20 protein-coding genes are annotated in these 24,123 nt (G+C 42.9%); 17 read left to right on the top strand and 3 right to left on the bottom strand.

Annotated elements, in window-relative coordinates; all coding sequences use genetic code 11:
- Positions 1-75 precede the first annotated feature (75 nt).
- The 9 genes from ACI882_RS17275 (at position 76) to ACI882_RS17235 (ending at position 8,559) form a co-directional block, all read left to right on the top strand.
- The gene (locus ACI882_RS17275; RefSeq protein WP_411748573.1) at positions 76-1,647 is read left to right on the top strand and encodes a transposase; all 1,572 of its coding nucleotides are present in this window, start codon (positions 76-78) and stop codon (positions 1,645-1,647) included.
- Between the two features lie 235 nt (positions 1,648-1,882).
- Positions 1,883-2,509 carry a LysE family translocator gene (locus ACI882_RS17270; protein ID WP_411746760.1) on the top strand — a complete coding sequence of 209 codons (627 nt, stop codon included), beginning with the start codon at positions 1,883-1,885 and terminating at the stop codon, positions 2,507-2,509.
- A 308-nt stretch (positions 2,510-2,817) separates the two neighbouring features.
- The gene (gene trpS, locus ACI882_RS17265; protein WP_411746761.1) at positions 2,818-3,843 is read left to right on the top strand and encodes a tryptophan--tRNA ligase; all 1,026 of its coding nucleotides are present in this window, start codon (positions 2,818-2,820) and stop codon (positions 3,841-3,843) included.
- A gap of 134 nt (positions 3,844-3,977) precedes the next feature.
- On the top strand, positions 3,978-4,466 hold the full coding sequence (locus ACI882_RS17260) for an N-acetyltransferase family protein (RefSeq protein WP_411746762.1): 489 nt from the start codon (positions 3,978-3,980) through the stop codon (positions 4,464-4,466).
- Between the two features lie 170 nt (positions 4,467-4,636).
- On the top strand, positions 4,637-4,954 hold the full coding sequence (sugE, locus tag ACI882_RS17255; RefSeq protein ID WP_411746763.1) for a quaternary ammonium compound efflux SMR transporter SugE: 318 nt from the start codon (positions 4,637-4,639) through the stop codon (positions 4,952-4,954).
- A 71-nt stretch (positions 4,955-5,025) separates the two neighbouring features.
- Positions 5,026-5,430, top strand: a complete 405-nt coding sequence (locus ACI882_RS17250) for a helix-turn-helix domain-containing protein (protein WP_411746764.1) — start codon at positions 5,026-5,028, stop codon at positions 5,428-5,430.
- A gap of 340 nt (positions 5,431-5,770) precedes the next feature.
- The gene (locus tag ACI882_RS17245; protein WP_411746765.1) at positions 5,771-6,313 is read left to right on the top strand and encodes a GNAT family N-acetyltransferase; all 543 of its coding nucleotides are present in this window, start codon (positions 5,771-5,773) and stop codon (positions 6,311-6,313) included.
- A gap of 107 nt (positions 6,314-6,420) precedes the next feature.
- On the top strand, positions 6,421-6,756 hold the full coding sequence (locus ACI882_RS17240) for a hypothetical protein (RefSeq protein WP_411745333.1): 336 nt from the start codon (positions 6,421-6,423) through the stop codon (positions 6,754-6,756).
- Positions 6,757-6,954: 198 nt separating this feature from the next.
- Positions 6,955-8,559, top strand: coding sequence for an ABC-F family ATPase (locus ACI882_RS17235; RefSeq protein ID WP_411745334.1), 1,605 nt, complete (start codon positions 6,955-6,957; stop codon positions 8,557-8,559).
- 4 nt (positions 8,560-8,563) lie between these two features.
- Here ACI882_RS17235 and ACI882_RS17230 read toward each other — a convergent pair whose 3' ends face one another.
- Positions 8,564-9,559 (bottom strand): LacI family DNA-binding transcriptional regulator, encoded by a 996-nt coding sequence (locus tag ACI882_RS17230; protein WP_411745335.1) that lies wholly within the window; start codon positions 9,557-9,559, stop codon positions 8,564-8,566.
- A 190-nt stretch (positions 9,560-9,749) separates the two neighbouring features.
- On the opposite strand from ACI882_RS17230, the gene ACI882_RS17225 reads away from it, so the two are divergent.
- Entirely contained in the window at positions 9,750-10,514 is a 765-nt protein-coding gene (locus tag ACI882_RS17225; RefSeq protein WP_411745336.1) for an EAL domain-containing protein, read from the top strand.
- Positions 10,515-10,606: 92 nt separating this feature from the next.
- On the opposite strand, the gene ACI882_RS17220 is transcribed toward ACI882_RS17225, so the two are convergent.
- On the bottom strand, positions 10,607-11,395 hold the full coding sequence (locus ACI882_RS17220; RefSeq protein WP_411745337.1) for a hypothetical protein: 789 nt from the start codon (positions 11,393-11,395) through the stop codon (positions 10,607-10,609).
- Positions 11,396-11,644: 249 nt separating this feature from the next.
- Positions 11,645-12,961: a glycoside hydrolase family 30 protein gene (locus ACI882_RS17215; RefSeq protein ID WP_411745338.1), complete on the bottom strand. Its 1,317-nt coding sequence runs from the start codon at positions 12,959-12,961 to the stop codon at positions 11,645-11,647.
- Positions 12,962-13,179: 218 nt separating this feature from the next.
- Between ACI882_RS17215 and ACI882_RS17210 the strand changes: the two genes are divergently transcribed.
- The 7 genes from ACI882_RS17210 to ACI882_RS17180 form a co-directional block, all read left to right on the top strand.
- Positions 13,180-14,832: an ABC transporter substrate-binding protein gene (locus ACI882_RS17210; RefSeq protein ID WP_411745339.1), complete on the top strand. Its 1,653-nt coding sequence runs from the start codon at positions 13,180-13,182 to the stop codon at positions 14,830-14,832.
- Between the two features lie 141 nt (positions 14,833-14,973).
- Positions 14,974-15,948 (top strand): ABC transporter permease, encoded by a 975-nt coding sequence (locus ACI882_RS17205; RefSeq protein WP_411746766.1) that lies wholly within the window; start codon positions 14,974-14,976, stop codon positions 15,946-15,948.
- A gap of 9 nt (positions 15,949-15,957) precedes the next feature.
- On the top strand, positions 15,958-16,941 hold the full coding sequence (locus ACI882_RS17200) for an ABC transporter permease (RefSeq protein WP_411744544.1): 984 nt from the start codon (positions 15,958-15,960) through the stop codon (positions 16,939-16,941).
- A complete protein-coding gene (locus ACI882_RS17195) occupies positions 16,938-17,930 on the top strand; it encodes an ABC transporter ATP-binding protein (RefSeq protein WP_411744545.1) in 993 nt (330 codons plus the stop codon). The genes ACI882_RS17200 and ACI882_RS17195 overlap by 4 nt, the downstream gene beginning before the upstream one ends.
- Complete coding sequence (locus ACI882_RS17190) at positions 17,927-18,922, top strand: ABC transporter ATP-binding protein (protein ID WP_411744546.1); 996 nt, start codon at positions 17,927-17,929, stop codon at positions 18,920-18,922. The genes ACI882_RS17195 and ACI882_RS17190 overlap by 4 nt, the downstream gene beginning before the upstream one ends.
- A 169-nt stretch (positions 18,923-19,091) precedes the next feature.
- On the top strand, positions 19,092-21,692 hold the full coding sequence (locus tag ACI882_RS17185; protein ID WP_411744547.1) for a family 16 glycosylhydrolase: 2,601 nt from the start codon (positions 19,092-19,094) through the stop codon (positions 21,690-21,692).
- A gap of 282 nt (positions 21,693-21,974) precedes the next feature.
- Positions 21,975-24,123 (top strand): hypothetical protein (locus tag ACI882_RS17180; protein ID WP_411748572.1); only part of this gene is annotated, 2,149 nt, incomplete at its 3' end.

Below are 24,123 nucleotides of genomic sequence, written 5' to 3'. Positions count from 1 at the left end.
CGTTCAGGCTGTATAAAAACCTCCAAAACCTTTATTAATTGGTTTAAAATGGCGTAACTCAAACGGAGTTTGTTTATGCCAAAATTCATTCCTTATGATTTTAACCAAAGCTCCATGGTCGTGATTAACTATCGCGATCAATTACAGTCTGGAACCTTTGAACACGCCATTCATTATTTAATTCATAGCAAGCTCGATCTCAGTATTTTTGATGACTTGTACTCGAATGATGATGGCGGCCGCCCAGCTTACGACCCAGCCATACTGTTATCTATTATCTTGTTTGCGTATTCAAAAGGGATCACTTCTTCTCGCGAGATTCAGTGGTGTTGTGAGTCCAACATTATTTTTAAAGCACTTTCTTGCGACACTGTGCCTCACTTCACAACCATAGCTGCCTTTGTCAGTCGATACCCTAAAAAGATAACCGATTTATTTGAACAAGTGTTATTGATCTGTCATGAAGAGGGATTGCTCGGCAATGAGTTGTTTGCAATTGATGGATGTAAAATGCGTTCTGATGCCGCGAAAGAATGGAGCGGTAAGTTTAACGAACTAGAAAAGAAGCGCGCCAAACTCAAACGACAAATAAAGTATCACCTTAAAGAACATAAAAAACACGACAAACAAAACACCGAAGCCAGTGAGCATCGTAAACAACGCACTGAGCAGACCATAAACACCTTAGAGAAAAACTTTGAAAAGATAGATCAGTTCCTAAAGACGAACAGCCCAAGGCAGGGCCAGGGGAAACAAAAAAAGGAAGTTAAGAGTAACATCACCGATAACGAATCAGCCAAGATGACCACCAGTAAAGGCACCATCCAAGGCTATAACGGTGTTGCAACGGTAGATAAGAAACACCAAATCATCATTGATGGCACTGCGTTCGGTGCCGGGCAAGAACACCACACCTTAACCCCCGTAATGGAAACTGTATTGCAACGATACCGTCGCCTTGGGATCTCTGAAGATATTTATGCGGAACAAGTGGTTGTGACCGCAGACACTGGCTTTGCCAACGAAGCCAATATGAACATGCTGCACCGCCATGATATCAATGCGTACATCCCTGATAACAAGTTCAGAAGCCGAGACCCCAAGTTTGCCGATCAAAAAGAAACATATGGTAAAAGAAAGCGCCCAAAATCAGTAAAGGCCCGAGCAGTCGTTTTCCCAAATACTGAATTTGAATATGACCCGATTAAAAGAACTTGTATTTGTCCTGCGGGCGAGTCGCTAAGAAACGTACCAGATAGATTATTTGACGACGGGCTTAAATTAATTGGCTTTCAAGCGAGGTTGAATCAATGCCGAGGGTGCAAATTGATAGAAAAGTGTTTAGAAAATCCGAAGTCCCCACTAGACCGTAAAGGACATGGTCGATTTGTGTCTTTTACAGAAGAAAAGGCTACAGGAAAGCCTTGTACTGAATGGATGAAAAGGCGGGTCGATAGTCCGGAAGGCAAACAGATATACAGCCACAGAATGTCCGTGGTTGAGCCAGTGTTTGGCAACATCGGTACAAATAAAGGCCTCAATCGCTTTAGCTTACGAGGCCAAGAGAAAGTAGATGGGCAATGGAAGCTCTTTTGTATGGTCCATAACATAGAGAAATGGTTTAAATACGGCGCATTAGCGGTATAACAGGCATAAAAGCCAACACTTCCCGTAGAAATATTAGCAAAACAGCTGCACCAGAGTGCGCTTTCCAACCCATCGTCAAGAAATCCGACTTCAAAGACAAAAAAACTAAATGACCAGTTGAAAAAGTATCATAATGTGGCAAATTGGTAAGTAATAAAATAATTGAGAAGCCTGTTGAGAGTGCTCGGTAGAATTGAGTTAATCTACAGGCTCGTTAATAGGTTAAGGAAATATAATGGTTGATTGGAATTCCGTTTTTATAGTTTTTTCTATATATATCGCTGGCATCATAATTCCCGGTCCAAATTTCGTAGCAGTTACTCATGAAGCAATATCATCGTCTAGAAAGCATGCGTTAGCTCTTGTGGCAGGCATCGTGGTTGTAAATTTGTTTTGGGCTGCTAGTGCAATATTAGGCTTAGGGGCAGTCTTTAAGCTATTTCCTTGGCTAGCATTAACTGCCAAGTTCCTTGGTTCAGTTTATTTGATCTGGTTCGGAATTAAGTTGATTAAAAACGCGAGTAAGACTAGTAGCGCTTCTCGTTTAAAATTGAATGTTAGTATTAAAGCATCTTTTCGCAACGGTCTAATTGTTAATATCGCCAATCCGAAGTCTATTGCTTTTTATGCAGCAGTATTCTCCGCAGCTGCGCCGACAAACGTTAACTTTTCGACGCTAGTAGCAATGCTATGTGTAGTGCTCGTTATCGCTACGATATGGTATGGGGCGGTAGCAATACTTTTTTCTTCGCCAGCTGTGTCTAAGGCATTTCAAAATTTTAAAGCTTGGTTTGACCGTTTCTGCGGAACTACAATAATAATGCTTGGGTTCAAACAAGCATTCGGTGGTCCCAGCAACTAACAAACCAAAGCAGTTCATGCCCGAATACAACCGCTCCGCGGCGGGCATTGGACTCAAAAACGCTTCGCGTTTTTTCGCCACTGTTTAGGAGCGTTATACCCGCTAAGCTAAATTTCATTGAGTTATTTTTTGATGAATGGTAATGTCACCAAATGCAAGAAAATACTTCATACAACTTTAATTCAATTTCATGGTGGCGCTCTATTTTATAGAGCGGCGCTGAATCACATCTATTCAAAGCCGTCGGAAGACTGCTTGTGAATAATCTCATTTATGTCCCCGATGGTATAACTATTAGGAGGCATATTATGCACAATTCTCAAAAAACTATTAAAAAAGAAAAAATATTAACTGGAGATAGAGCAACTGGTCAGTTGCATCTGGGGCATTTTGTTGGCTCGCTTCAGCAACGAGTTGAGCTGCAGCATGATTATGAGCAAACCGTTTTAGTTGCAGATTTACAAGGCTTAACCGATAACGGCCATAATCCACACAAGGTATCGTCCAATATTTTGAACGTTGTCGCTGATTATTTAGCTGTCGGTATTGAACCTGAAAAAACAACTATTTGCTTGCAGTCAGCTATTCCTGCGTTATCTGAATTGACTATGTATTATTCAAACTTAGTTTCTGTTGCTAGACTACAGAGAAACCCAACGGTGAAAAGTGAGGTTTCAGCTAAGTCATTTGGTCGCTCAATTCCAACAGGTTTTTTAACATACCCGATTAGCCAAGCCGCAGATATTACCGCCTTTAGAGCCACTTTAATTCCTGTTGGTGAAGACCAATTACCAATGATTGAGCAAACAAATGAGATAGTGAGAAAACTAAATTATATTGCACAAGATGATATTCTAGTGGAGTGCCGGCCATTATTAAGTAAGGTGTCTCGCTTACCAAGTGCCGATGGTAAAAGTAAAATGTCAAAATCTTTGGGTAACTGTATATTCTTGAGTTCAAGTGAAAAGGAAATTTCGAAAGCCGTAAAGTCGATGTACACCGATCCTAATCATTTAAATATTGAAGACCCTGGGCAAATTAATGGTAATGTTGTATTTACGTATTTAGATGCGTTCCACTCTGACTCAGTTTATGTTGATGAGCTAAAAGGTAGGTACCAAACCGGTGGTTTAGGTGACGGAGCAACCAAAAAAATTCTAGAAGAGTGCTTGCAGAGTATATTAAAGCCAATTAGAGAGCGTAGGGAAATGTTTATGTCAGATAAAGCTCAATTAATAGACATTCTTAGAGCTGGTAGCCAAAAAGCCGAAGAAGAATCTAATCAAGTATTAAATAGGGTGAAGTGCGCATTTGGTCTTAACTTATTTAATTAGAAAAGATCAATAAGGTAGGTATAACAAGCCGTTCAAGCAGGACAAATAATATGTTGGCTTTTGCTCCTTCGTCGCTTATTTTAGCCAACATATTATTTGCCTCTTAACGAGGCGTTATGGGCAAAGGAGTTTCGGTGATTCGATACGCACAAACAGAAGACTGTATTAATTTAGCTGTTTTGAGCATACAAGTTTGGCTTGAAACGTATGCTGTCGAAGGTATTCGAACAGAATACTCAAAATATGTTATTGAAACATTTACAGAAACATATTTCTTAAGCCTATTAGAGAAACCTAACTATCGGTTACTAGTTAGCGAAAAAGAAGGAATACTTAAAGGGTTCATTCTTATCAATTTAGACTCACAGTTTGAAAGTGAAATAAATGGATTTGAAATTGAAAAGCTATATGTGCACCGGAATTTTAAGGGACAAGGTTTAGGTAGACAATTTCTGTCTGAGGTCGGGCAACGATTTGGTAACAGTTTTTGGCTTTATACATGGGTTGAAAACGAGTCAAATAAGTTCTATAAACACCTAGGTTTTAAGTATGCAGGGCAGTTAAGCTTTGAATTTTCTAATACACTTGTTAATAATAATGTGTATACGTTTAATTGCGCATAACAAGGAAATTAAACGGAACTAAAACAGTGGATTACGTTTCGCTCTGCTACACATTATAGCCCACTATTTTAGTCCGCTTACAGCGGCGTTAGGTATTCATTCTGAAGTGAGGACGACCTCACCTCTCAACTTCGTTAGGGGACGGCCCCAATTCTAATTGAGAGGTATTTATGAGTTGGTTTATTTTGGTTATAGCAGGGCTTCTGGAGATTGGTTGGGCCATTGGATTAAAGTACACAGATGGCTTTACGAAACTATGGCCTACTGTTGGCACGGTGATGTCACTGGTGGCAAGTTTTCTATTGCTAGGTATAGCTTTGAAAACGTTGCCCGTCGGTACAGCCTATGCGATATGGGTTGGTATTGGTGCTGTAGGTACGGCTCTTCTAGGCATTTTATTGTTCGGCGAGTCCACGGACATTCTTAAGCTAGTAAGTTTAGGGCTTATTTGTGCAGGTATTGTTGGTCTCAAACTGACCCATGCCTAGCAAACGTCAAACTAAGCGGTAGCTGAGTACTTAAGGACTCATGCGTCACTGGAGGTTTCTTTGGATACCTTGTGCGAGCTTACCGGATATACCCGGGGCATCTGATTCGCTCCTTTAAACGCCACTTTGGCTTCACTCCACACGCCTATTTGATCAATTATCGGATCCAATACGGGCAATGGGAGCTGAAACGTGGCAAGCCTATCGCCGAAACTGCAGTGAATGTCGGCTTTGCTGACCAGCCGCTTTTTTCAGCGCACCTTCAAAAAATTGCTGGTTGCCACGCCAAAGCAATACCGACAATCATTACTCAGTCAGCAGATAGATACAGGTGGCGGCAAGTAACAGTGCCAGTGCTCGGTTCAGTACAACCAGGGCAATGGGTCGTTGAATGTAGCGACGCAAGTAGACTCCAGCATAAACCCAGCAACTCAGTGACAGCCAGCAAATTGTCATATAGAGCATCGCAAATATGATGACCTCTCGTATAAGCGCCAATCCCCGAAGCTGAAGCTAACCAAGTTTACGGGTGCGGGAGAAATAGATGCCGCCAGGGCAAATGCCGACATTGGTAAAATCAGTGAGATTGTCATTTTGGTCTCTTTGTCTATTGGCTCCCGCTAGAGTTTGCGAGAGCGTCAATGCGAAGTATTGAACAAAATTGCGGTGACTCTGTCAGGTGGAACTGTATTCAAAGTGGTGGTAATTTTACCGAGAGTGCTAACTCGAAAAACCAACGGATTCTTAATCTGGCACAACAACAGCTCGTGGATGCGAGCAATGCTAAGTAGCCCTTCATACCTGAGGACATAAAGATTGATTATTGAAACTAAACGTTTATTTCTACGCAACTTTGAAAGAAGCGATGTAGTTGCCTATTGCAACCTAACAAGCGACCCAGAATATCAGCGTTTTTATAATGAGGAAGACTGTTCTGTCGAAAAATCACGGAACTTAGTTGAACAGTTTGTTTTGCAGGCGGAGGAAATAAACCGAAGTAAGTATCAGATGGCAATCGTACTTAAAAGTACAGGGGAGTTTATTGGTACCGTTGGGCTCCGTATTGAGCTAGATAAACAAGCCTCAATTGGTTTCGGAGTTGGTCGTGAATTTCAATCAACTGGGTATGCAAAAGAAGCTATGTCAGCGCTGTTGAAGTTTGGTTTTGAGAAGCATGATTTACATCGAGTCTTCGCTGAAACAATTTCTGAAAATACCCCAGCAATTCAGTTGTGTAAAATGCTTGGAATGCGAGAAGAAGCTCGTTTTGTCGAAAACAGATTTTTTAAAGGTAGATGGTGGAGCACTGTCATTATGGCAATGCTCCAAACTGAGTGGTCCAGTGTTAGCCCTACATAACAATCGCTAGCACCGAACCCGCAAAATATTCGCAAGCTTCGTCTCGCCATAGACTCGCTAGGCTCGAGATTCACACATTAGGTGGCTATTTATTTTGAGGAACGGCTATGAAATCTAGTTTTGAAGAACTGAAAAAAAAGCTGCTCTCTACCAGATACCCGCGGTGGAGAAATATTGTTTCCACAACGGTCCTAACTCTGACTTGTTTGGGGATGGTGGGTAGCTTTGTATATTTGTATTTCACGATCAGTGATTTATCTTGTTATAAAGGTATTTTAATTGCCGCTGTTGTTTGGCTCATAGTAGAACTTATCGCAATAGCTTATCTTTTTTTGTGGACCAATATTCCGTCGTTTGCTCGTGATGTTGTGAAGTTGAATATCGCATTTGCCAATATTTGGTTCGGCCTTTTAATATTCAGTCTAAATGCCTGTGGTAAGTAACCACTTAGCAAGTTAACCAGAGTCCATTATTGGGGGCCAGCTCAACAGCAGACGTGTTCAATGTGCTGAGTAAAAAACGTACAATTACCTCGACTTTAGCCTTGTCTTTCTATATAGTTCGCGGCCTTTTTTGACACCACTTAAAAAATGGCGCTGTGGGTGAAATTCCCGTATTTATAGGCGACCGGGTACTCTTTTTTGATTTCTACAGCAAACATCACCATGCAGTTTGGGGCGACGCCCTTATTCGAAAACATCTCTGCGAAGTTTGGTCATGGCAACCGCTATGGTCTGATTGGCGCGAATGGCTGCGGCAAGTCCACGTTCATGAAGATCCTCAGCGGCGAGTTAACGCCTACCTCGGGTAACGTTTCAATTACGCCGGGCCAGACTATTGGTACCTTAAGTCAGGATCAGTACGCCTTTGAGCAGTATTCTGTGGTCGATGCGGTGATTATGGGTGATACCCGTTTGTGGAAAATCAAGCAAGAGCGCGACGCAATATACAGCAACCCTGAAATGACCGAAGAAGACGGAATGCGGGTAGCCGATTTAGAAACCGATTTTGCCGAGCTCGATGGTTATACAGCTGAAAGCCGTGCTGAAGAGCTGCTAATTGAAGCGGGTATTGACCCTAGCTTTCACTACGGCTTAATGTCGGCCTTAGCGCCAGGTTGGAAGCTACGTGTATTGTTAGTGCAGTCGTTGTTTGCTAACCCAAATATCTTGTTGCTCGATGAACCGACCAACAACTTGGATATTCACACTATTTCTTGGTTGGAAGGTGTGTTAAACCAGCGTAAGTGCACGATGATTATTATCTCGCACGATCGCCACTTTTTGAACTCTGTTTGTACGCACATGGCCGATATTGATTACGGTGAGCTTCGTATATACCCAGGTAACTATGAAGCCTTTATGGCGGCCTCTTCGTTAATTCAAGAGCAGTTATTGACTGAAAATGCTAAGAAGAGCGCTGAAATAGACGAGCTACAAGCCTTTGTTAACCGTTTCTCTGCTAATGCGTCTAAAGCCAAGCAAGCCAGTTCGCGTGCAAAGAAGATGGAAAAAATCACACTGGACGAAGTGAAAACGTCAAGCCGTCAAACACCCTCCATCACTTTAAAACAGCACCGTAAGTTACATCGCCAAGCGTTAATTATCGAAGAGCTTTCGCATGGCTTTGATGGCGAATTGTTGTTTAAAGATGGCAACCTAATTTTAGAAGCCGGTGCACGTTTAGCCGTTATTGGCGAAAATGGTGCGGGTAAAACAACCTTGCTTCGTTGTTTAATGAATCAATACGAGGTGACTTCGGGCGTGATCAAGTGGTCTGAAAACGCCGCCATTGGTTATTGTCCGCAAGACAGTACCTTAGACTTTGATAACGACTTAACCCTGTTTGATTGGATGGCGCAATGGCGCTTGCCAAAACATGATGACTTGATGATTCGTGCCATGCTAGGCCGCTTGTTGTTCACCGCTGACGATTTTAATAAAAAGGCTCGTGTGTGTTCAGGTGGTGAGAAAAACCGTTTGTTGTTCGGTAAGTTGATGATGCAAGAAATCAACGTACTGGTGATGGACGAGCCGACCAACCACATGGACATGGAAGCCATTGAAGCTCTAAACAATGCGTTACTAGATTTCGAAGGTACGCTCATCTTTGTCAGCCATGACCGAGAGTTTGTTTCTTCGTTAGCGAACCATATTATTGACGTGAAAGATCAGCAATTGGTTAGCTTCCAAGGCACATACGAAGAATATGCAGCCGAGCGCAGTCGAGCGGTTAAAGTAGCCTAATTGATTAGGTACGTGGTTTAACAGAATCACGTACCACTAAATTAGTTTTAAATTCAATGCCGTGGGGTGGGAGTTTTTTGTATATCTCATTAACGGCCATTCGTGCACTGGCTCGGGCCATTTCGTATGCAGGAAAATTCACCGTCGTGAGTCTCGGGCGAACATAGTAAGCTAAATTAACGTCATCAAAGCCGACAACTGAAAGGTCATTTGGAACATCTAGACCATTGTTAGAGGCCCACTCATAAACCCCAATCGCCATTTCATCTGAGCCAGCTACAACCGCGGTAAAGGGTATTCCCCGCTTGTAGATTTTCTCAATGCCCGCAATACCGCCTTCCACTTCAAATGTTGTTCGTTCAATTGAGTTTTTGGTAATGGCGATTTTGGCTTCTTTCATCGCCCTTTTAAACCCAGCTGCCCGTTCATTGGCGTCTTGCTTATGAGGTTGCCCCCCCACATACACTATCTGGGTGTGCCCTTGTTCTAAAAGGAATCGGGTGGCTAAGTATGAACCCCCTTCATTGTCGAGCCACATATTCCGATGCTCTAAACCTTCTATGTGATGATTAATAAGGTAGATGGGAATTTTTTTATTTAGTGCCAATAAAAAGTTAGCATCTAAACATTCAGTAAGTAATATCAAGCCATCGACTTGGCGGCTTGATAAGTATTGAACCGCATTTGTTTCGCCTTCTTCAGTGCCATGACCGCTGGCAATAATGACATGCTTATTAAAGAGACGAAGCTCCTCTTCTACGCCAGACATAACGGGCCCATAAAAGGGGCCATCGAGAGATGAAACGACCATGCCTAAAGTATTTGAACGGCTCGACGCCAGAGATTGTGCTGCCGAGTTGGGTTGATAACCCAAGCTTTCCATTGCGTTGCGCACTTTAGTGCGGGTGGCATCCGTCACTCGATCACTGCCATTGATCACTCTAGAAACGGTGGCTTGAGATACGCCTGCTAACTCAGATACTTCCTTAATGGTAATCATGGTGTTCTTTAGAAAAGATACGAGGCCTAAGTGTTACTCAACCGGTCATTTGATGTCAATTGGAAACCGCGCTAAAGCTGTACCTTAGCCGTCTACTCCCTCTGTTCGCCATGAGAAAAGACGCCGTGATTCCTTGTAGATTGGCTAAAAAAAGCTAATCTAATATAAAAGTAATTCTGAGGTTTTAATAATGGAAGACCAGCCCATAGACGCGCAAAGGGTGCTTTGTAAGGTTTGCGGTGATCAAAAAGAACTTGAGTTTGACTTTACTATGGCCTTTCAACCTATCATAAATTGCACGAACCAAAGTATATATGGCTATGAAGCTTTAGTTCGAGGGCTAAATAATGAGTCGGCCTACGCTATAATATCAAAGGTGACAGAGCATAACCGTTATCTTTTTGATCAACTTTGTCGAATAAAAGCAATCGCATTAGCCTCAAAGTTAAACATGACAACGATGTTGAGTATTAATTTTCTGCCTAACGCAATTTATAAGCCGGAGCGCTGTATTCGCACAACTTTGGAAGCCGCCAAGCAGTACGACTTCCCAACAGAAAATATTATGTTTGAATTTACTGAGGTAGAAAAAATAGAAGATACTGCCCATATTAAGAGCATTGTTGAGTATTATCAGGCGTTAAATTTCAAAACTGCGACCGATGATTTTGGTGCTGGTTATGCAGGGTTAGGCCTGCTCGCGGATTTTCAGACTGATATTATAAAGCTCGATATGGCGCTGATTCGCAACATCGACCAAGACAAAACTCGGCAAGCAATAGTGAAGAATTGTTTGTCCATGTTTACAGATTTAAACATGACTAGCTTAGCGGAAGGGATAGAAACCTATGAGGAATTTAGGTGGTTAAAAGAAGCTGGCGTTGAGTTGATGCAAGGTTATTTATTCGCCAAGCCCGGCTTTGAGTGTTTACCTGAGGTCAATTTTCCAGTTTAAATGCCCTAACATCTTTGGTACAAAGTTGTCAGTACCTATAAGTACTGACAACGTCGTTAACAAATGCTGATTGTTGTTTCCCTTTGCGGAGCTTACCAACTCATGCGATAGGTCGCATCCATATTTGTTGTAAAAAATTCGAGATTCCCCGAGGTTTTAGATCCACTTAATGACCAAGTCGCATCGACGGTGGTAGTAACATTGTCATCGTCAATAGATTCATATTCTAATGAACCGGAGCACGCCTTCGTTTCGGTGGCTGTCCAATTAGCGCTTTCAGACGTATATCGCACGGTTTCAGTTCCTGAAGAGCTACGACTTGATTCACGAGTGACGCTTAAAATACCTTCGTCATAAAAAGATATGGTTAAATTACCTAGGTCACCAATGACCCCGTCAATAATCAATTGGGTTTGTTCTCCGCTACCATCGTTAGCAACAACGGTTGCGGTATAGTTTTGATTGCCATCAACGACGGTTGAAACTTGGATTTCTTTTCCTTCATTATCGAGTTGCCACTGGCACTGATCAAGCGCATAGCTTGCTTCGGTGCACATATACATAATATTAAACGCACTAAAAATGTCAGCGAAACCAGGAGCAAGAAATGCTGATACCGCAAAAGGAGCAAGAAGGGCTTCATCTTCGCTTATATTGTCTAAATCAATATCGCCGGGAGCGACAACAAGGCCGTGAATGTATAGCCAGTCTAGTGATTTATCAATGCCAACATTACTTTTTAGAAGGTCATCATCTGATTCGTCAAAGGCACATACTCGGTGAGTAACTTTGACGTTGTCATTTTGGGGCGGTGTCGCGCTTTCTGGTGAACAGCCAAATACTCCTAAAGCTGCAAAAAGCGTAATAATATATTTGTTCATCCCTAAACTTCCAATTTGATAAAAAAGCAGATGTTTATTGAAATTGAACGATTCAGCAAGAGGAAGTTTTTATATTGTGACCACTGTCACGCTTTAGGGTGCTTGTAATTGATTTAGAAAATTTAAAATTGGGTGGGAGATAAATAATTGAGGTCGCCTAGTTGTAGAAATTGTACTAATTAGGCAACAGCCAGCTTGCTAAAAATTAGAAACCGGCTATTTATTAAATTATCAAAAAGCTATATCAGCTTATATCACATAAGTTTGCATTGAACGCGCAGGTATGTCCGTTTGCAGATATTGGCCAGATAGGCCAATTTGAAACTCATACCCTTGGTTGCTTTGGTTCATGACCACTAAAGTAATTTTGTGATCAGGGCGTTTAAATGCGACAACTTTTAAGTTGTCACGCGATGACGCGGATAACACTCTATGGCTGCCTTCAGGTATAAAGCGCGGTGACAAGTGCTGTAAGTATAGTTGTGATGGCTGTACTTCAATCTCTGTTCCTGTTCGGCTTGCTAAAATGGGTGCACTGCACAAATTGCCGACGTGGTTGGGTCCACCGGTGTGGTCTAGCAACAGGTTCCAATCTAACCAACCGCAAGTCCATCTGTTGAAGTCAGATATAATTGATTCGCCATAACGTTCAGCGACTTCCCATTCGCCATGGTGAGGGCCGCCTTCTTGGCATCCTTCAGTGAACAAAAGCCCCTTATCAGGAAACGCATCATGTACGGCCTGAACATTATCGAAGGCGTTATCCATATACCAATGAAACCCAGAGCCCCAAACATATTTGGCAGCTTCTGCATCGCTTAAAATAATACTGGCACGTTGATACAAGTTGTCGCGGTTATGGTCCCAGCAGACAATGTTGATGTCTTGTAATCCATTTTTGTGTAGCGCGGGGCCTAAGTGGTCACGTATAAAATCGCGTTCCTCTTCAGGGGAATAAATGCAGCTGTCCCAAATCTGAACAGCTTCGGGCTCATTTTGAGTTGTTAGCCCCCAAATATCGAAGCCCTTGGCTTGTAGCGCTTGAATAAATTGAACGTAGTAATTAGCCCACTGCTCTCGATACTCTGGTTTTAACTGTCCGCCGTTGTTCATCTCTCCTGTGGTTTTCATCCAAGAAGGCGGGCTCCAAGGGCTTACCACCAGTTTGATTTTACGGCCTAGCATCGCTTGCGCGTCTCGTATCATGGGTAATATTGCTGCTTCATAATGCTCAATCGAAAACTCGCTTTCCGGAGTGGGTTGGCAGGCCCAGTTACCCAGAGAAAAGTCGCAGCTGTTCATGTGGATGCGTCCAATGTTGTAGCCGCTACCTTGATCAGGATCAAAGTAATTCGTCATAAATTCTTTCTTGCTAGCGTCATCTAAGTTCTGGTAATTAACGGCTGCTGATTCAGTAAAGGCGCCACCCAAGCCTAAGTGCTTTTGATAGACAACCTCTGGGTTGACTGATACTTCGGGCTTTTCCGATCTGTTTGGGTGCCAGCCGTCGGTCACACGCTCGACTAACTTAGCACCAGATTTACGGCTAGTTTGTACGAAAATCATACGATTATCCTCGAGTTGATAGGTTAAAAATGGGTTGACCATTGTAAGTAGTGATATTATTGTTAGAAATGTAAGCGCTTTCATTCGGCAGGTCAAATCAAATGAGGGCTTTTTTTGAAAGCGTGATGTAAGCGCTTTCATTGTTTGATTGAAGTCAATTTGTCTAGCTTGAAAGCACCAACTCTCAGTCATGACAATAAAAAGAAACGAGGTAAGACATGAAGAAATTAAGTTCAGTCATTGCAATATCTGCATTAGCTGCAGGTATTTCAATAAGTGCAGATGCAGCCGATCATGCTCAAGGCGGTACCTTAACCGTGCCATTGATCACGACCACCTTTATTGAAGATTTTAATCCGCTTAATGGCGTGCAGGCCGATGTGGTAACCGGCACGATGTATGAGCCTCTTTGGATCTATAACACTCAAAAAGGAAATATTGACTTCCGCCTAGCAGAAAAATTTGAATACGCGGATGATAAAATGTCTATCATCATTGATCTGCGAAAAGGTTTGACATGGTCTGATGGTGAAGCACTTGATGCAGATGACTTAGTGTTCTCTTTAAACTTAGGTAAAGATGACGCCAAGCTAGATCTCGCTGGGCAATGGACGAATGGTGTGATCAAGAATATCGAAAAACTCAGCGCAACCCGCGCGAAAGTTAATTTTAATGAAGTTAATACAACGATCGATTGGTATTTGCCTGCTATGTGGGTCGTTCCGCAGCATGTATTTTCGACGGTTGAAGATAAAATATTATTTACCAACCCAAACCCAGTCGGCTCTGGCCCTATCACAGAAGTGAAGGCGGTAAAAACCAATCAAATCGAAGTATGCCGCAACCCGCATTACTACAAAGCTGATCAAGGGCTACCTTACTTAGATTGCATTAAGTTCCGCCAATACTCGGATAATTCACAAATATTGCCTGCATTGATGAACGATGAAATTGATTGGGGTTCAAACTTTGTGGCCGATATCGATAAAACCTATGTCAAGCCGAGCCCCAAAACACATGGCTATTGGTACCCAGCGAATGACTTATGGAATATGTATCTCAACACGCGTAAAGCACCGTTCAATGATATTAATTTCCGTAAAGCCTTTTCAACCGCAATTGACCGAGAAACCATCGTTGATTTAGCCGCATACGGTTACCCAACAGCCGAAGATACCGTCGTGGGTCTTGGCCAACTGCATGCTACGTCTATGAATTCATCCATTAATAAAAAATATGCAGATCTTGCTAAGTACAACCCTAAAGCTTCTAAAGCGTTGCTGAAAAAGGCTGGCTATAAGGATATTGATGGTGATGGCTATCTAGAAAACCCAGATGGGTCGGTGATAGATTTTGAAATTTTGATTCCGGCTGGTTGGACCGATGTTGTGCAAATGGTGCAAATGACAACTGAGTATCTTGATGATATCGGCATCAAATCAAGCACTAAGCTAGTCGATTGGTCTGCTTATGATAGCGCTGCAAAAGATGGCACTTATGATGTGGTTTTTAATTGGTCAGCAACAAACCAAGTAGCCGCAATAAACGCGTATCGTGAATATTATCATCCTGCGCGAGTCGGGCAAATTTGGCATGCGGGTCATGGCATGGCTTCTGATGCTTTAGGTGCTTTGGTTGATGAATATGGCGTGATTGATGATCCTAAACGTCGTCAGGAAATCCTTGATGAATTGATGACCTTTACCGCAGAAAATTTACCCTTCATTGCTGTGATGTCTAACGCTACTTGGTTCCAATACAACACGACGCGTGTTGAAGGCTTCCCTAATGCTGAAAACCCCTATGTACGACCTGTTTTCTACGATGGTGGTACTAAGTTAATCGTATTTGAAAATTTATATTCGAAGTAACGATGACATTGTTTGCGCCAGACTAACGGCGCATTCGTAACCAAACGGGAGGCAGAACTTGCCTCCTGTAAATAGATTGATTTAAAGCTAATCATCAAAATAAAAGATTTTTATTTATGCTTAGTTAAGAAGGAACGGACAATGGGTTTTATTCTTCGGCGACTTGGTTTTTATTTGGTGGCCATATTCGTGGCGATCACGTTTAATTTTGTACTCCCACGGTTAATGCCTGGAGATCCAGTCGATGCCCTTTTTATTGCCGCCGGCGGGAAAATGTCTATTGAACAGCTAGCCGCGTTTAAAGAAATGCTTGGTTTTGTTGATGGGCCTCTGTGGGTTCAGTATGTTCAGTATTTAAAAAGCGTGGTGACCTTAGATCTTGGCCCAACCATTATGCTATTTCCTACTGATGTGAAGCTAATACTTAATAACACACTGCCTTGGACTCTATTTCTCGTAGGTGTCGCTTCTCTATTCTCGATTGTCGGGGGCTGCATGATTGGTTTATATGCTTCATACAATCGCGGTGGTTTTTTTGACCGCTTTATGCCTGTCTCTTTTCAGTTCCTGGCTTCAATACCTCAAGCGGTCACCGCACTATTTATTTTCTTTATATTTGCCGTAACACTTAAATGGTTTCCGTTAGGGTTTGCATCAAATCCCGACCTAGATGTGGGCTGGAATTGGGTGTTTATTAAAAGTGTCGCACACCATGCGGTTTTACCGATGGTGACATTAATTGCTTCTATGTTAGCCACTTGGATCTTCACCATGCGAAATGCCATGGTCAATATTTTGGGTGAAGATTACATCACCATGGCCAAAGCGAAAGGCTTAAGTGATCGTCGTATTATGACTCACTATGCTGCTCGCAATGCCATCTTACCGGTTGTCACTGCTATTTCCATGGCATTGGGTCTCGCGGTCGCTGGGCAAGTCATTATTGAACAGGTTTATAACTACCCAGGTATAGGTCAACTCATTGTTAAGTCCGTGACCGCTCGTGATTACCCATTAATGCAAGCCACGTTCTTATTGATTGTCGTATGCGTTCTGATCGCAAACTTTATTGCCGATCTACTGTACCTGTTACTTGACCCTCGTCTTCGTAAGTAAGGAAGACCCATGAGCCATTTAGATCAAACTGAAATTGAAAGTAAACCTAATCGAGAGAACGATGCTATGAGCGCGGTTAAAAAATTTATAGCCACAGCGGGAAGATTTTTTCGTGGGAATCCAGCTGGAATCATCGGCGCCACTCTAGTTTCCACCGTCATAATAGCCTGTCTGGCAGCACCGTTGTTAACGGATAAAGACCCGAATCGTCGTGTTGCCCGCGGTCATCAACCACCTTCAGCCGAGCTTTGGTTCGGTTCCACTCGCGCCGGTAAAGATGTGTTTAGCCAAGTCTTATATGGTGGAAGAGTATCGCTTGTTGTTGCGTTTTCAGCTGCGCTTACGACCACAATTTTGGCCTTATTAGTGGGCGTGACTTCTGGATACATGGGCGGCAAAGTCGATGAGGTAATGATGGCGGTTACCAATATTTTTCTTGTTCTACCACAGCTGCCGTTACTGATTATTTTAGCCGCCTTCTTAGGTGAGGTAGGGCCACTCATTATTGCACTTATTATTGGCTTTACCTCTTGGCCGTGGGGTGCACGAGTGATGCGCTCACAAACCCTAGTACTGCGGCGCAAAGAATTTATTACCTCGGCTGAAGTGATGGGTGAAAGTAAATGGCGCATTATTGTTATTGAAATTATTCCGAACCTTATTTCATTGGTCGCCGGCATGTTTATTGGCACGGCACTTTACGCTATTGGTATGCAAGTCACGCTCGAATTTTTAGGCTTAGGCGATGCTTCCGTTGTGTCTTGGGGCACCATGCTTTACTGGGCTCAGGCAACCGCCGCTTTATATGTTGGCGCTTGGTGGGACTTTATTATTCCTGGTCTATTTGTCGCGACCGTTGGTGGTGGGCTTGCCTTGTTGAATATGTCTATTGATCAGGTTTCAAACCCGAAGCTAAGAACGGGCAGCTACATTAAAATTTGGAAGCGCATGAAGGCCGAAGTCGATGCAAAACGTAAGGTGGCGAAATCATGATTGACGTGAAGCAACCCTTGTTACAAATAAAGAATGTCTGTGTTGATTATGTGACCGATTCAGGCAATGCCCGAGCCTGCAATAATGTTTCATTTAATATTCACCCAGGTGAAACCGTTGGGCTCGCTGGCGAGTCTGGTTGTGGGAAAAGTACCTTAGCGTTTGCAATCTCCAATTTACATAGTGCGCCTGCATTAATCTCAGAAGGTGAGATTATTTTTGAAGATAGAGATGTCTTAAAAATGACTCAAGAGCAGTTGCGTAGTTTCCGTTGGAATGAAACCGCAATGGTGTTCCAAAGCGCTATGAATGCACTGAACCCGGTTATCACCATTGGTGCTCAACTGATAGATGTGGTTTTGGCTCATAAAAAAGTCACGAAAGCAGAAGCTTATGCAAAGGGTGAAGAGTTATTAAAAACAGTGGGGCTGCATCCGTCGAGAATGGAATCGTATCCTCATCAGTTAAGTGGCGGTATGCGCCAGCGTGTGGTAATCGCCATTGCACTCATTTTGCGACCCAAACTTATTATTATGGACGAACCAACAACAGCCTTAGATGTTGTTGTTGAACGGGACATAATGGATGAACTATTTGAGTTGAAAGATAAGTTTGGTTTTGCCATTTTGTTTATCAGCCACGATTTGGGGTTAATGGGTGAGATAGCCGATCGCATTGGCATTATGTACGCCGGTAAACTAGTTGAAATGGCTGTTGCTACCGATATTTTGGACAACCCTAAGCATCCTTATACCAAAGGTTTAGTAGGTTCTTTTCCGACTATACATGGACCGAAAATTCGCTTAGAGGGCATTCCAGGTAGTCCATTGAATTTACTTGAAACGCCGAAGGGTTGTTATTTCCAAGCGCGTTGTCAGTCTTGCCTTGATATTTGCATCGATCATCAACCTGACTTTAAAAAGCTCAAAAGTAATACTGAGCGTTATGTTGCTTGCCATGTTGTTGAAGAATTGGAGGCCAGCCTATGACCGCTGTAACTACTGAGACTGTTAAAGAAAAACCGAGTATCTATGTTGAAGACTTAGTCATAGATTTTGCATTAGACAGTGCCTTATTTAACAAACAATATATGCGCGCGGTAAATGAAGTCAGTTTTATTTTGAAGGCGGGCGAAGCGTTGGCCGTTGTTGGCGAGTCAGGTAGCGGTAAGAGCACCTGTGCTCGGGCACTGTGTCGCCTATATGAACCAACCAGTGGCAAAGTTTGGTTGCAAGATGTTGATATAAATGAAAAGAAGAATCAACTCAGTCAACGAGATTATGCCAAAGAAGTACAGATGATCTTTCAAGATCCATTTGGTTCGTTAAATACAGTGCATTCCATTCGGCATCATTTGGCGCGACCGCTTAAAATACATCATCCCGATTTAAAGTCTGATGAAATTGAACGCCGCGTGATTGAACTGATTGAGCGCGTAGGTTTATCACCCGCAAAGCAAACCGCCGATAAATACCCTCATGAACTTTCAGGTGGACAACGGCAGCGAGTGGCAATTGCTCGAGCGTTAGCCGTGGGGGCGAACTTCATTTTAGCCGATGAACCCATTTCCATGTTGGATGTCTCGATTCGCTTAGGCATTCTTAATTTAATGGAAGATATGAAGAAAGACGGTATTGGCTTTCTATATATCACTCATGACATAGCGACTGCGCGATATTTTGCTGAACGTACGGCGGTAATGTATGTCGGTCACATGGTGGAGTGGGGCAATAGCGATTCAGTGACACAAAATCCTCAACACCCTTATACGCAGCTACTTATTTCCGCAGTTCCTGAGCCAGGCATTCGTAAACATAGAAAAGAAATGGCTCGTAAAGCTGACATTCCGTTGTGGAAACCCGATAGCAAGGGTTGCCCATTCGCGGAGCGTTGTTTAAATGCAATAGATAAATGCAAGGTTTCTATGCCGCCGGTATCTCAATTAGCGGAAGATCACTTCGTGCGTTGTTATCTTTATTAGTTAGCGCAGAGCACTCGATTCACTGGTTAGAGAACTCAGCAGTAATAGATCATAGGTTTAGCGGCTTAACGTTGTCGTTTTAGGGTCTTTGGATTCGATCTTTTTAGTTTTCTTTTCGTGAAAATGTAAGCACTTAATGGGTTTAAGTGCCAAATAAAAAGGAAAGGTAATGAGAAATATAAAAATAAAAACGACATCGTTATTTACTTTGTCTATCGCCGCATTGGCTTTGAGTGGCTGTAAACCTGAAACGCCAGTATTTGATCCGGCAGAAAAGGGTTGGGAATTGGTCTTTGCGGATGAATTCGAGGGCAGCGTAATTGACGACAACAAATGGGCTTTTGAAGTTAATTGTTGGGGTGGTGGAAACAATGAAGAGCAATGCTATGTGGATGATCCTGATAACGCCTATGTCGACAATGGTGTATTAACTATCAAAGCAATTCGTGAAGAATTCACAGGGCCTATTTATAATCCTGACGATGCGGACTATGACCCAAATGAACTGAGCACTAAAGCGTTTACATCTGCGCGCTTACGTTCGGTTAGTCCTCTGGATTATTCAGACGGTCAGGTGAGTGGTTTTAACTTCAAGCACGATTGGAAGTATGGACGCTTTGAAATACGAGCAAAATTACCCGAAGGTCAGGGTACTTGGCCGGCTATTTGGATGCTACCAACCGATTGGGCGTTTGGTGGGTGGGCCATGTCAGGTGAAATAGACATTATGGAAGCGGTTAATCTTAAAGCAGATTATGTTGATGAAGAAAGCGGTGAGACCAAAGTCGAAAACCGCGTACATGGCACGCTGCATTATGGCCGAGCCTGGCCCGGTAATGTCTATACTGGCGTAGAATACGACTTTGATGATGCCTCTATTAATCCAGCGGATGACTTCCACATTTATTCTATTGAATGGGAAGAAGGCGCTATTCGCTGGTTCGTCGACAATCAACACTTTGCCACACAAACACAAGAAGGATGGTTCACTCACTACCAAGATGAAAATGGAGTATGGCAAAGCAGCGGTACTTCTGCCGCCCCTTTTGATCAAAACTTCCATCTAATTCTTAACCTAGCCATAGGTGGGGCATGGGCGGCGAACGTAAATGAGGGTGGTGTAGATGCAGCAATTAATGAAGCCGCCATGCAGGTTGATTATGTGCGTGTTTATCAGTGTGCTGAAGATGCATCGGGTATTGCCTGTGGTACAAAAGGAAAAGAAGGCAGTTATACCTTAGAAAGTGGTGTTGTCGAACCTGACTTACCAATCGCAGCGGACTTCGATGCCGATCCACTCGTTATTTTTGGGTCCAAGTTAGCGGGTGATTGGCAAATGGCGAAATGGGACGATGCTGATGGCGGTGATGAGTACCAATTAATCGATGGCGCTATCGACCTGCAGTTTAATAATACTGGGGTCATGTACCTTTATGGTGATCAAGGAAAAACATTCGATATGACGCCATACGGCGGTGGTGATTATCGCTTTAAGTTACGTTGGTTGGACGGTATGGCAACTGGCTTAACAGTTGGCTTTAGTGATACGAGCGGTGGTTTTGCCTACATTGTTTTAGATCAGCAATACTTCGGTGAACAGGGTGCAGATGGGTGGACCGACGTTTCCATTCCGGTTGCCGATATGCTACTTAACGCCCCCGGTTTTGATCTAAGCCAAATTGAAATACCTGGTAAGTTTGAACAAACCGGAGGTACCGACTTACACGTTCAGATCAAAGACTTAGAAATAACCAAAGGTGACTACATTCCTGTTGAAGTTAATCCTTTAGGTTACGAATTGGAATTGTTAACCGATGTGATTGGTGAGGGTTTTGATGCGTATCTCTACCAAGGTTATGGCGAGCCGAGTGATGATAACCTTTCTGTGGTTGATGGCGTTATGTCGGGTCGACATAACGGTGGGGGCAATATCTCTATTGGTTCTGTTTCCGGTGCGATGGATTTATCAGATTTTTCCGAAGGACAGCTTCATTTCGATTTACGTGTAATCGACCAAGGTAATGCAAGTGATATTCTTGTCAAGATGGATGGTGGTTGGCCAAACGTCGGCGATGTTGCTTTAAGTGAAACAAACACGGGCTTGCCGAGCGATGAACAGTGGTACTCGTATCATATTAATGTTGCGGATTTCGTGAATAACAATAACCGTCTTGATGGTAGTGGGGTATTTAGCCTTGCACAGGTAATTAACCCCTTTGTGATTGAGGCCTTTGCGGGTGGTGATCTACAAGTCGATGTACGGAATGTTCGCTTTACTCGACCACTGAACCTATTGAGCTCTGAAATCGCAACCGACTTCGATGCTTATCTATATCACGGCTATAATGAAGCAGCGACGGATACGATCAGTGTGCTAGACGGAGTGCTAAATGGCACTCATGAAGCAGGCGGTAATATTTCTATTGGTGCTGCTAGTGGCACGATTGATATCAGCAGTTTAGCAAATGCCAATGTGGTATTTGATCTACGCATTGTCGATCAAGGCACGGCTACCGATGTACTGATTAAAATCGACAGTGGTTGGCCAAATGTTGGTGATGTTGCTTTAAGTGAGACAAGCCAGGGCTTGCCTGTAAATTCTGACTGGGTCAGTTATGCCATACCGGTTAGTGACTTTTTGGCCAATAACAACCGTCTAGATGGGAGTGGTGTTTTAAATTTAAACGCGGTAATCAATGCTTTTGTTGTTGAAGCATTTAACGGTGGGTATCTTCAAGTAGAAGTACGTCATGTTAGTTATCAGTTTTAGCTAGCATTGCTGAATAATCTCACACCGAGTAAATATTTTCGGTGTGAGATTTAACTTGGGAACTTGATAAAAATTTTAAAAATTATCAAGCGCTTCAAGAAGCATCGACTCAAGAATCGGGACGGGTGGTTTGCCAAATTCAGCTCAAATACCACTACACTATATTTGAATGTGAATAAATTGACGAGCGATCGAATGATAACCTCAGAGTAGGGTGTTGAATCGATGGCTAAAGTGACGCGAGTTATAGTTTATAAAATTTAGTATTCTTGAGGAAATATCATGTCAACGCAAAAAGAGCATTCCCAACTAACTACTCCTTCGGAGAATAGCGCGGAGATTCAGGGGCAATTTTGTCAATATCGAGGTCAGCGTTTTTACAAGATTGATAATTACCATGAAATGCCAAATTTCTTTATCTCGGTGGTGAGTGCCTACGATCACTGGCTATTTATATCTAGTAATGGCGGCTTAACCGCCGGACGTCAGAATTCAGAACGTTCTTTTTTCCCTTATTATACAGAAGACAAAATATCAGATATGGCTCACTGTACTGGGCCGCTGACATTGATAAAAGAAAGCACTAGCCTTTGGCAGCCATTCCAGGCACATAGTTTGACGCAGAATTTTGACCATCGAGCACTCTACAAAAATACACTCGGCGATCAGTTGTTTTTTAGTGAAACCAACGACGGTCTAACCTTTGAATATGGCTGGTCCTTTAGTGATGCCTTTGGCATGGTGCGTACCGTGACCTTAAGCAATAGCAGTAGCAAAACTCGGTCGTTATCTATTCTCGATGGTTTGCAAAATATTGTACCAGCCAATATCACTACCGAATTGCAGAACAATAACAGCGTACTGCTAGATGCCTACAAATCGGCAGACTGTTATCAAGGCAATGTCGCTGCTTATTATTTGAGTTCTCGTTTAACTGACTTAGCCGAGCCAGCGGAGAGTTTATTGTCGAATAGTGTTTGGCACAGTGTTTCAGGTCATGAATTTAAACCGACAGTTAGCCTCAGTAGTGATGCCCCAAAACAGTTTGTGCAAGGCCAAGCGATAGATAACGCTTCTCGGCAACGCGGTCAACGTGGCAGTTACTTCATGACTGGGGATGTCATACTAGAACCGGGTCAGCAAGTAGAGTGGATTCAAGTTTGTGAAGTTACGCAAGACGCACCCGCCATCAAAAATCTTGCAGAGATGTTAGCGACAAAAAATCTTTATAGCCTAGTTAACGAAGATATCGTTGCCGGTTCAAACTATTTAAAAGCTTTCTTAGCCAAAACGGATGGTTTACAAACCACTCAAGACGAACTCACGACGGTGCATCATCAAGCTAACGCCTTATTCAATATGATGCGAGGTGGTTTTTTCGAAGCGGGTTACAACATTGAAAAAAGCGATTTACAAAAATTTGTCGTGGTGCGGCAAAAAGCATTGGCCGATCATAGCTGGTGGGCAACAGTACCTGACACTTTAACAATTCTTGAGCTAGGTAAACTGAGTCAGCAATGTGAATCTGTCGATTTAAAACGCTTGGTCGCCGAGTATATGCCGATCAGCTTCAGTCGTCGTCATGGCGACCCGAGCCGGCCGTGGAATAAATTCTCTATTAACTTAAAAAATGACCAAGGCGAATCCATTAAGGATTACCAAGGTAACTGGCGTGACATTTTTCAAAACTGGGAACCGTTGGCATACACCTACCCTAAATTTTTACCTTCTATGATCAGCGCGTTTTTAAACGCAACCACCGTGGATGGTTATAACCCCTACCGGGTGACACGTAATGGCATTGAGTGGGAAGAGCCAGAGCCCGATAACCAATGGGCAAATATTGGTTACTGGAGTGACCACCAAATTATTTACTTATCAAAGTTATTAGAGTTGCAAGCACAAATGCAACCGAATTGGTTGGCTGAAAATTTTGCTCATAACCAATACAGCTTTGCCAATGTACCCTATCGCATTAAGCCTTTTGCACAATTAAAGCATGACCCTTACGACAGTATTCGTTTTGATGACGAGCTTAATAACTTAATTCAATCTCGTGTTAGAAACATAGGCACAGATGGCAAGCTATTGCTTAACCCGCAAGGGCAAGTTGTTCACACCAACCTTATCGAGAAACTGCTGACACTTTGGTTAGCGAAGCTAAGTAACTTTGTTCCCAATGGCGGCTTATGGATGAATACCCAACGACCAGAATGGAACGATGCGAATAACGCGCTGGTGGGCTGGGGGTTATCGATCGTTACCGTCAGTTATTTGCATAGACACCTGAAGTTTATGCGTGAAGCGCTTGCCTCAGTGAGTGGAGATGTCACGATCAGTCGCAGCGTGAAAACATGGTTTGATCAGGTTAAAGAGGTATTCGCATCGTTAGCAACGGTTAACGACGAAAAACGTTTGACTGTTATTGAGC

This window comes from Reinekea sp. (genome assembly GCF_046710285.1).
Taxonomy (GTDB): Bacteria; Pseudomonadota; Gammaproteobacteria; order Pseudomonadales; family Natronospirillaceae; genus Reinekea.
This window is presented reverse-complemented; position numbering and strand designations above follow the sequence as displayed.

Excerpts from the sequence above, each read along its gene's own strand:
- ACI882_RS17185 (WP_411744547.1), top strand. The coding sequence starts at position 19,092 with ATGAGAAATATAAAAATAAAAACGACATCGTTATTTACTTTGTCTATC.
- ACI882_RS17205 (WP_411746766.1), top strand. The coding sequence starts at position 14,974 with ATGGGTTTTATTCTTCGGCGACTTGGTTTTTATTTGGTGGCCATATTC.
- ACI882_RS17230 (WP_411745335.1), bottom strand. The coding sequence starts at position 9,559 with ATGATTACCATTAAGGAAGTATCTGAGTTAGCAGGCGTATCTCAAGCC.
- ACI882_RS17190 (WP_411744546.1), top strand. The coding sequence starts at position 17,927 with ATGACCGCTGTAACTACTGAGACTGTTAAAGAAAAACCGAGTATCTAT.
- ACI882_RS17270 (WP_411746760.1), top strand. The coding sequence starts at position 1,883 with ATGGTTGATTGGAATTCCGTTTTTATAGTTTTTTCTATATATATCGCT.
- ACI882_RS17215 (WP_411745338.1), bottom strand. The coding sequence starts at position 12,961 with ATGATTTTCGTACAAACTAGCCGTAAATCTGGTGCTAAGTTAGTCGAG.
- ACI882_RS17240 (WP_411745333.1), top strand. The coding sequence starts at position 6,421 with ATGAAATCTAGTTTTGAAGAACTGAAAAAAAAGCTGCTCTCTACCAGA.
- ACI882_RS17200 (WP_411744544.1), top strand. The coding sequence starts at position 15,958 with ATGAGCCATTTAGATCAAACTGAAATTGAAAGTAAACCTAATCGAGAG.
- trpS (WP_411746761.1), top strand. The coding sequence starts at position 2,818 with ATGCACAATTCTCAAAAAACTATTAAAAAAGAAAAAATATTAACTGGA.
- sugE (WP_411746763.1), top strand. The coding sequence starts at position 4,637 with ATGAGTTGGTTTATTTTGGTTATAGCAGGGCTTCTGGAGATTGGTTGG.
- ACI882_RS17275 (WP_411748573.1), top strand. The coding sequence starts at position 76 with ATGCCAAAATTCATTCCTTATGATTTTAACCAAAGCTCCATGGTCGTG.
- ACI882_RS17210 (WP_411745339.1), top strand. The coding sequence starts at position 13,180 with ATGAAGAAATTAAGTTCAGTCATTGCAATATCTGCATTAGCTGCAGGT.
- ACI882_RS17220 (WP_411745337.1), bottom strand. The coding sequence starts at position 11,395 with ATGAACAAATATATTATTACGCTTTTTGCAGCTTTAGGAGTATTTGGC.
- ACI882_RS17225 (WP_411745336.1), top strand. The coding sequence starts at position 9,750 with ATGGAAGACCAGCCCATAGACGCGCAAAGGGTGCTTTGTAAGGTTTGC.
- ACI882_RS17195 (WP_411744545.1), top strand. The coding sequence starts at position 16,938 with ATGATTGACGTGAAGCAACCCTTGTTACAAATAAAGAATGTCTGTGTT.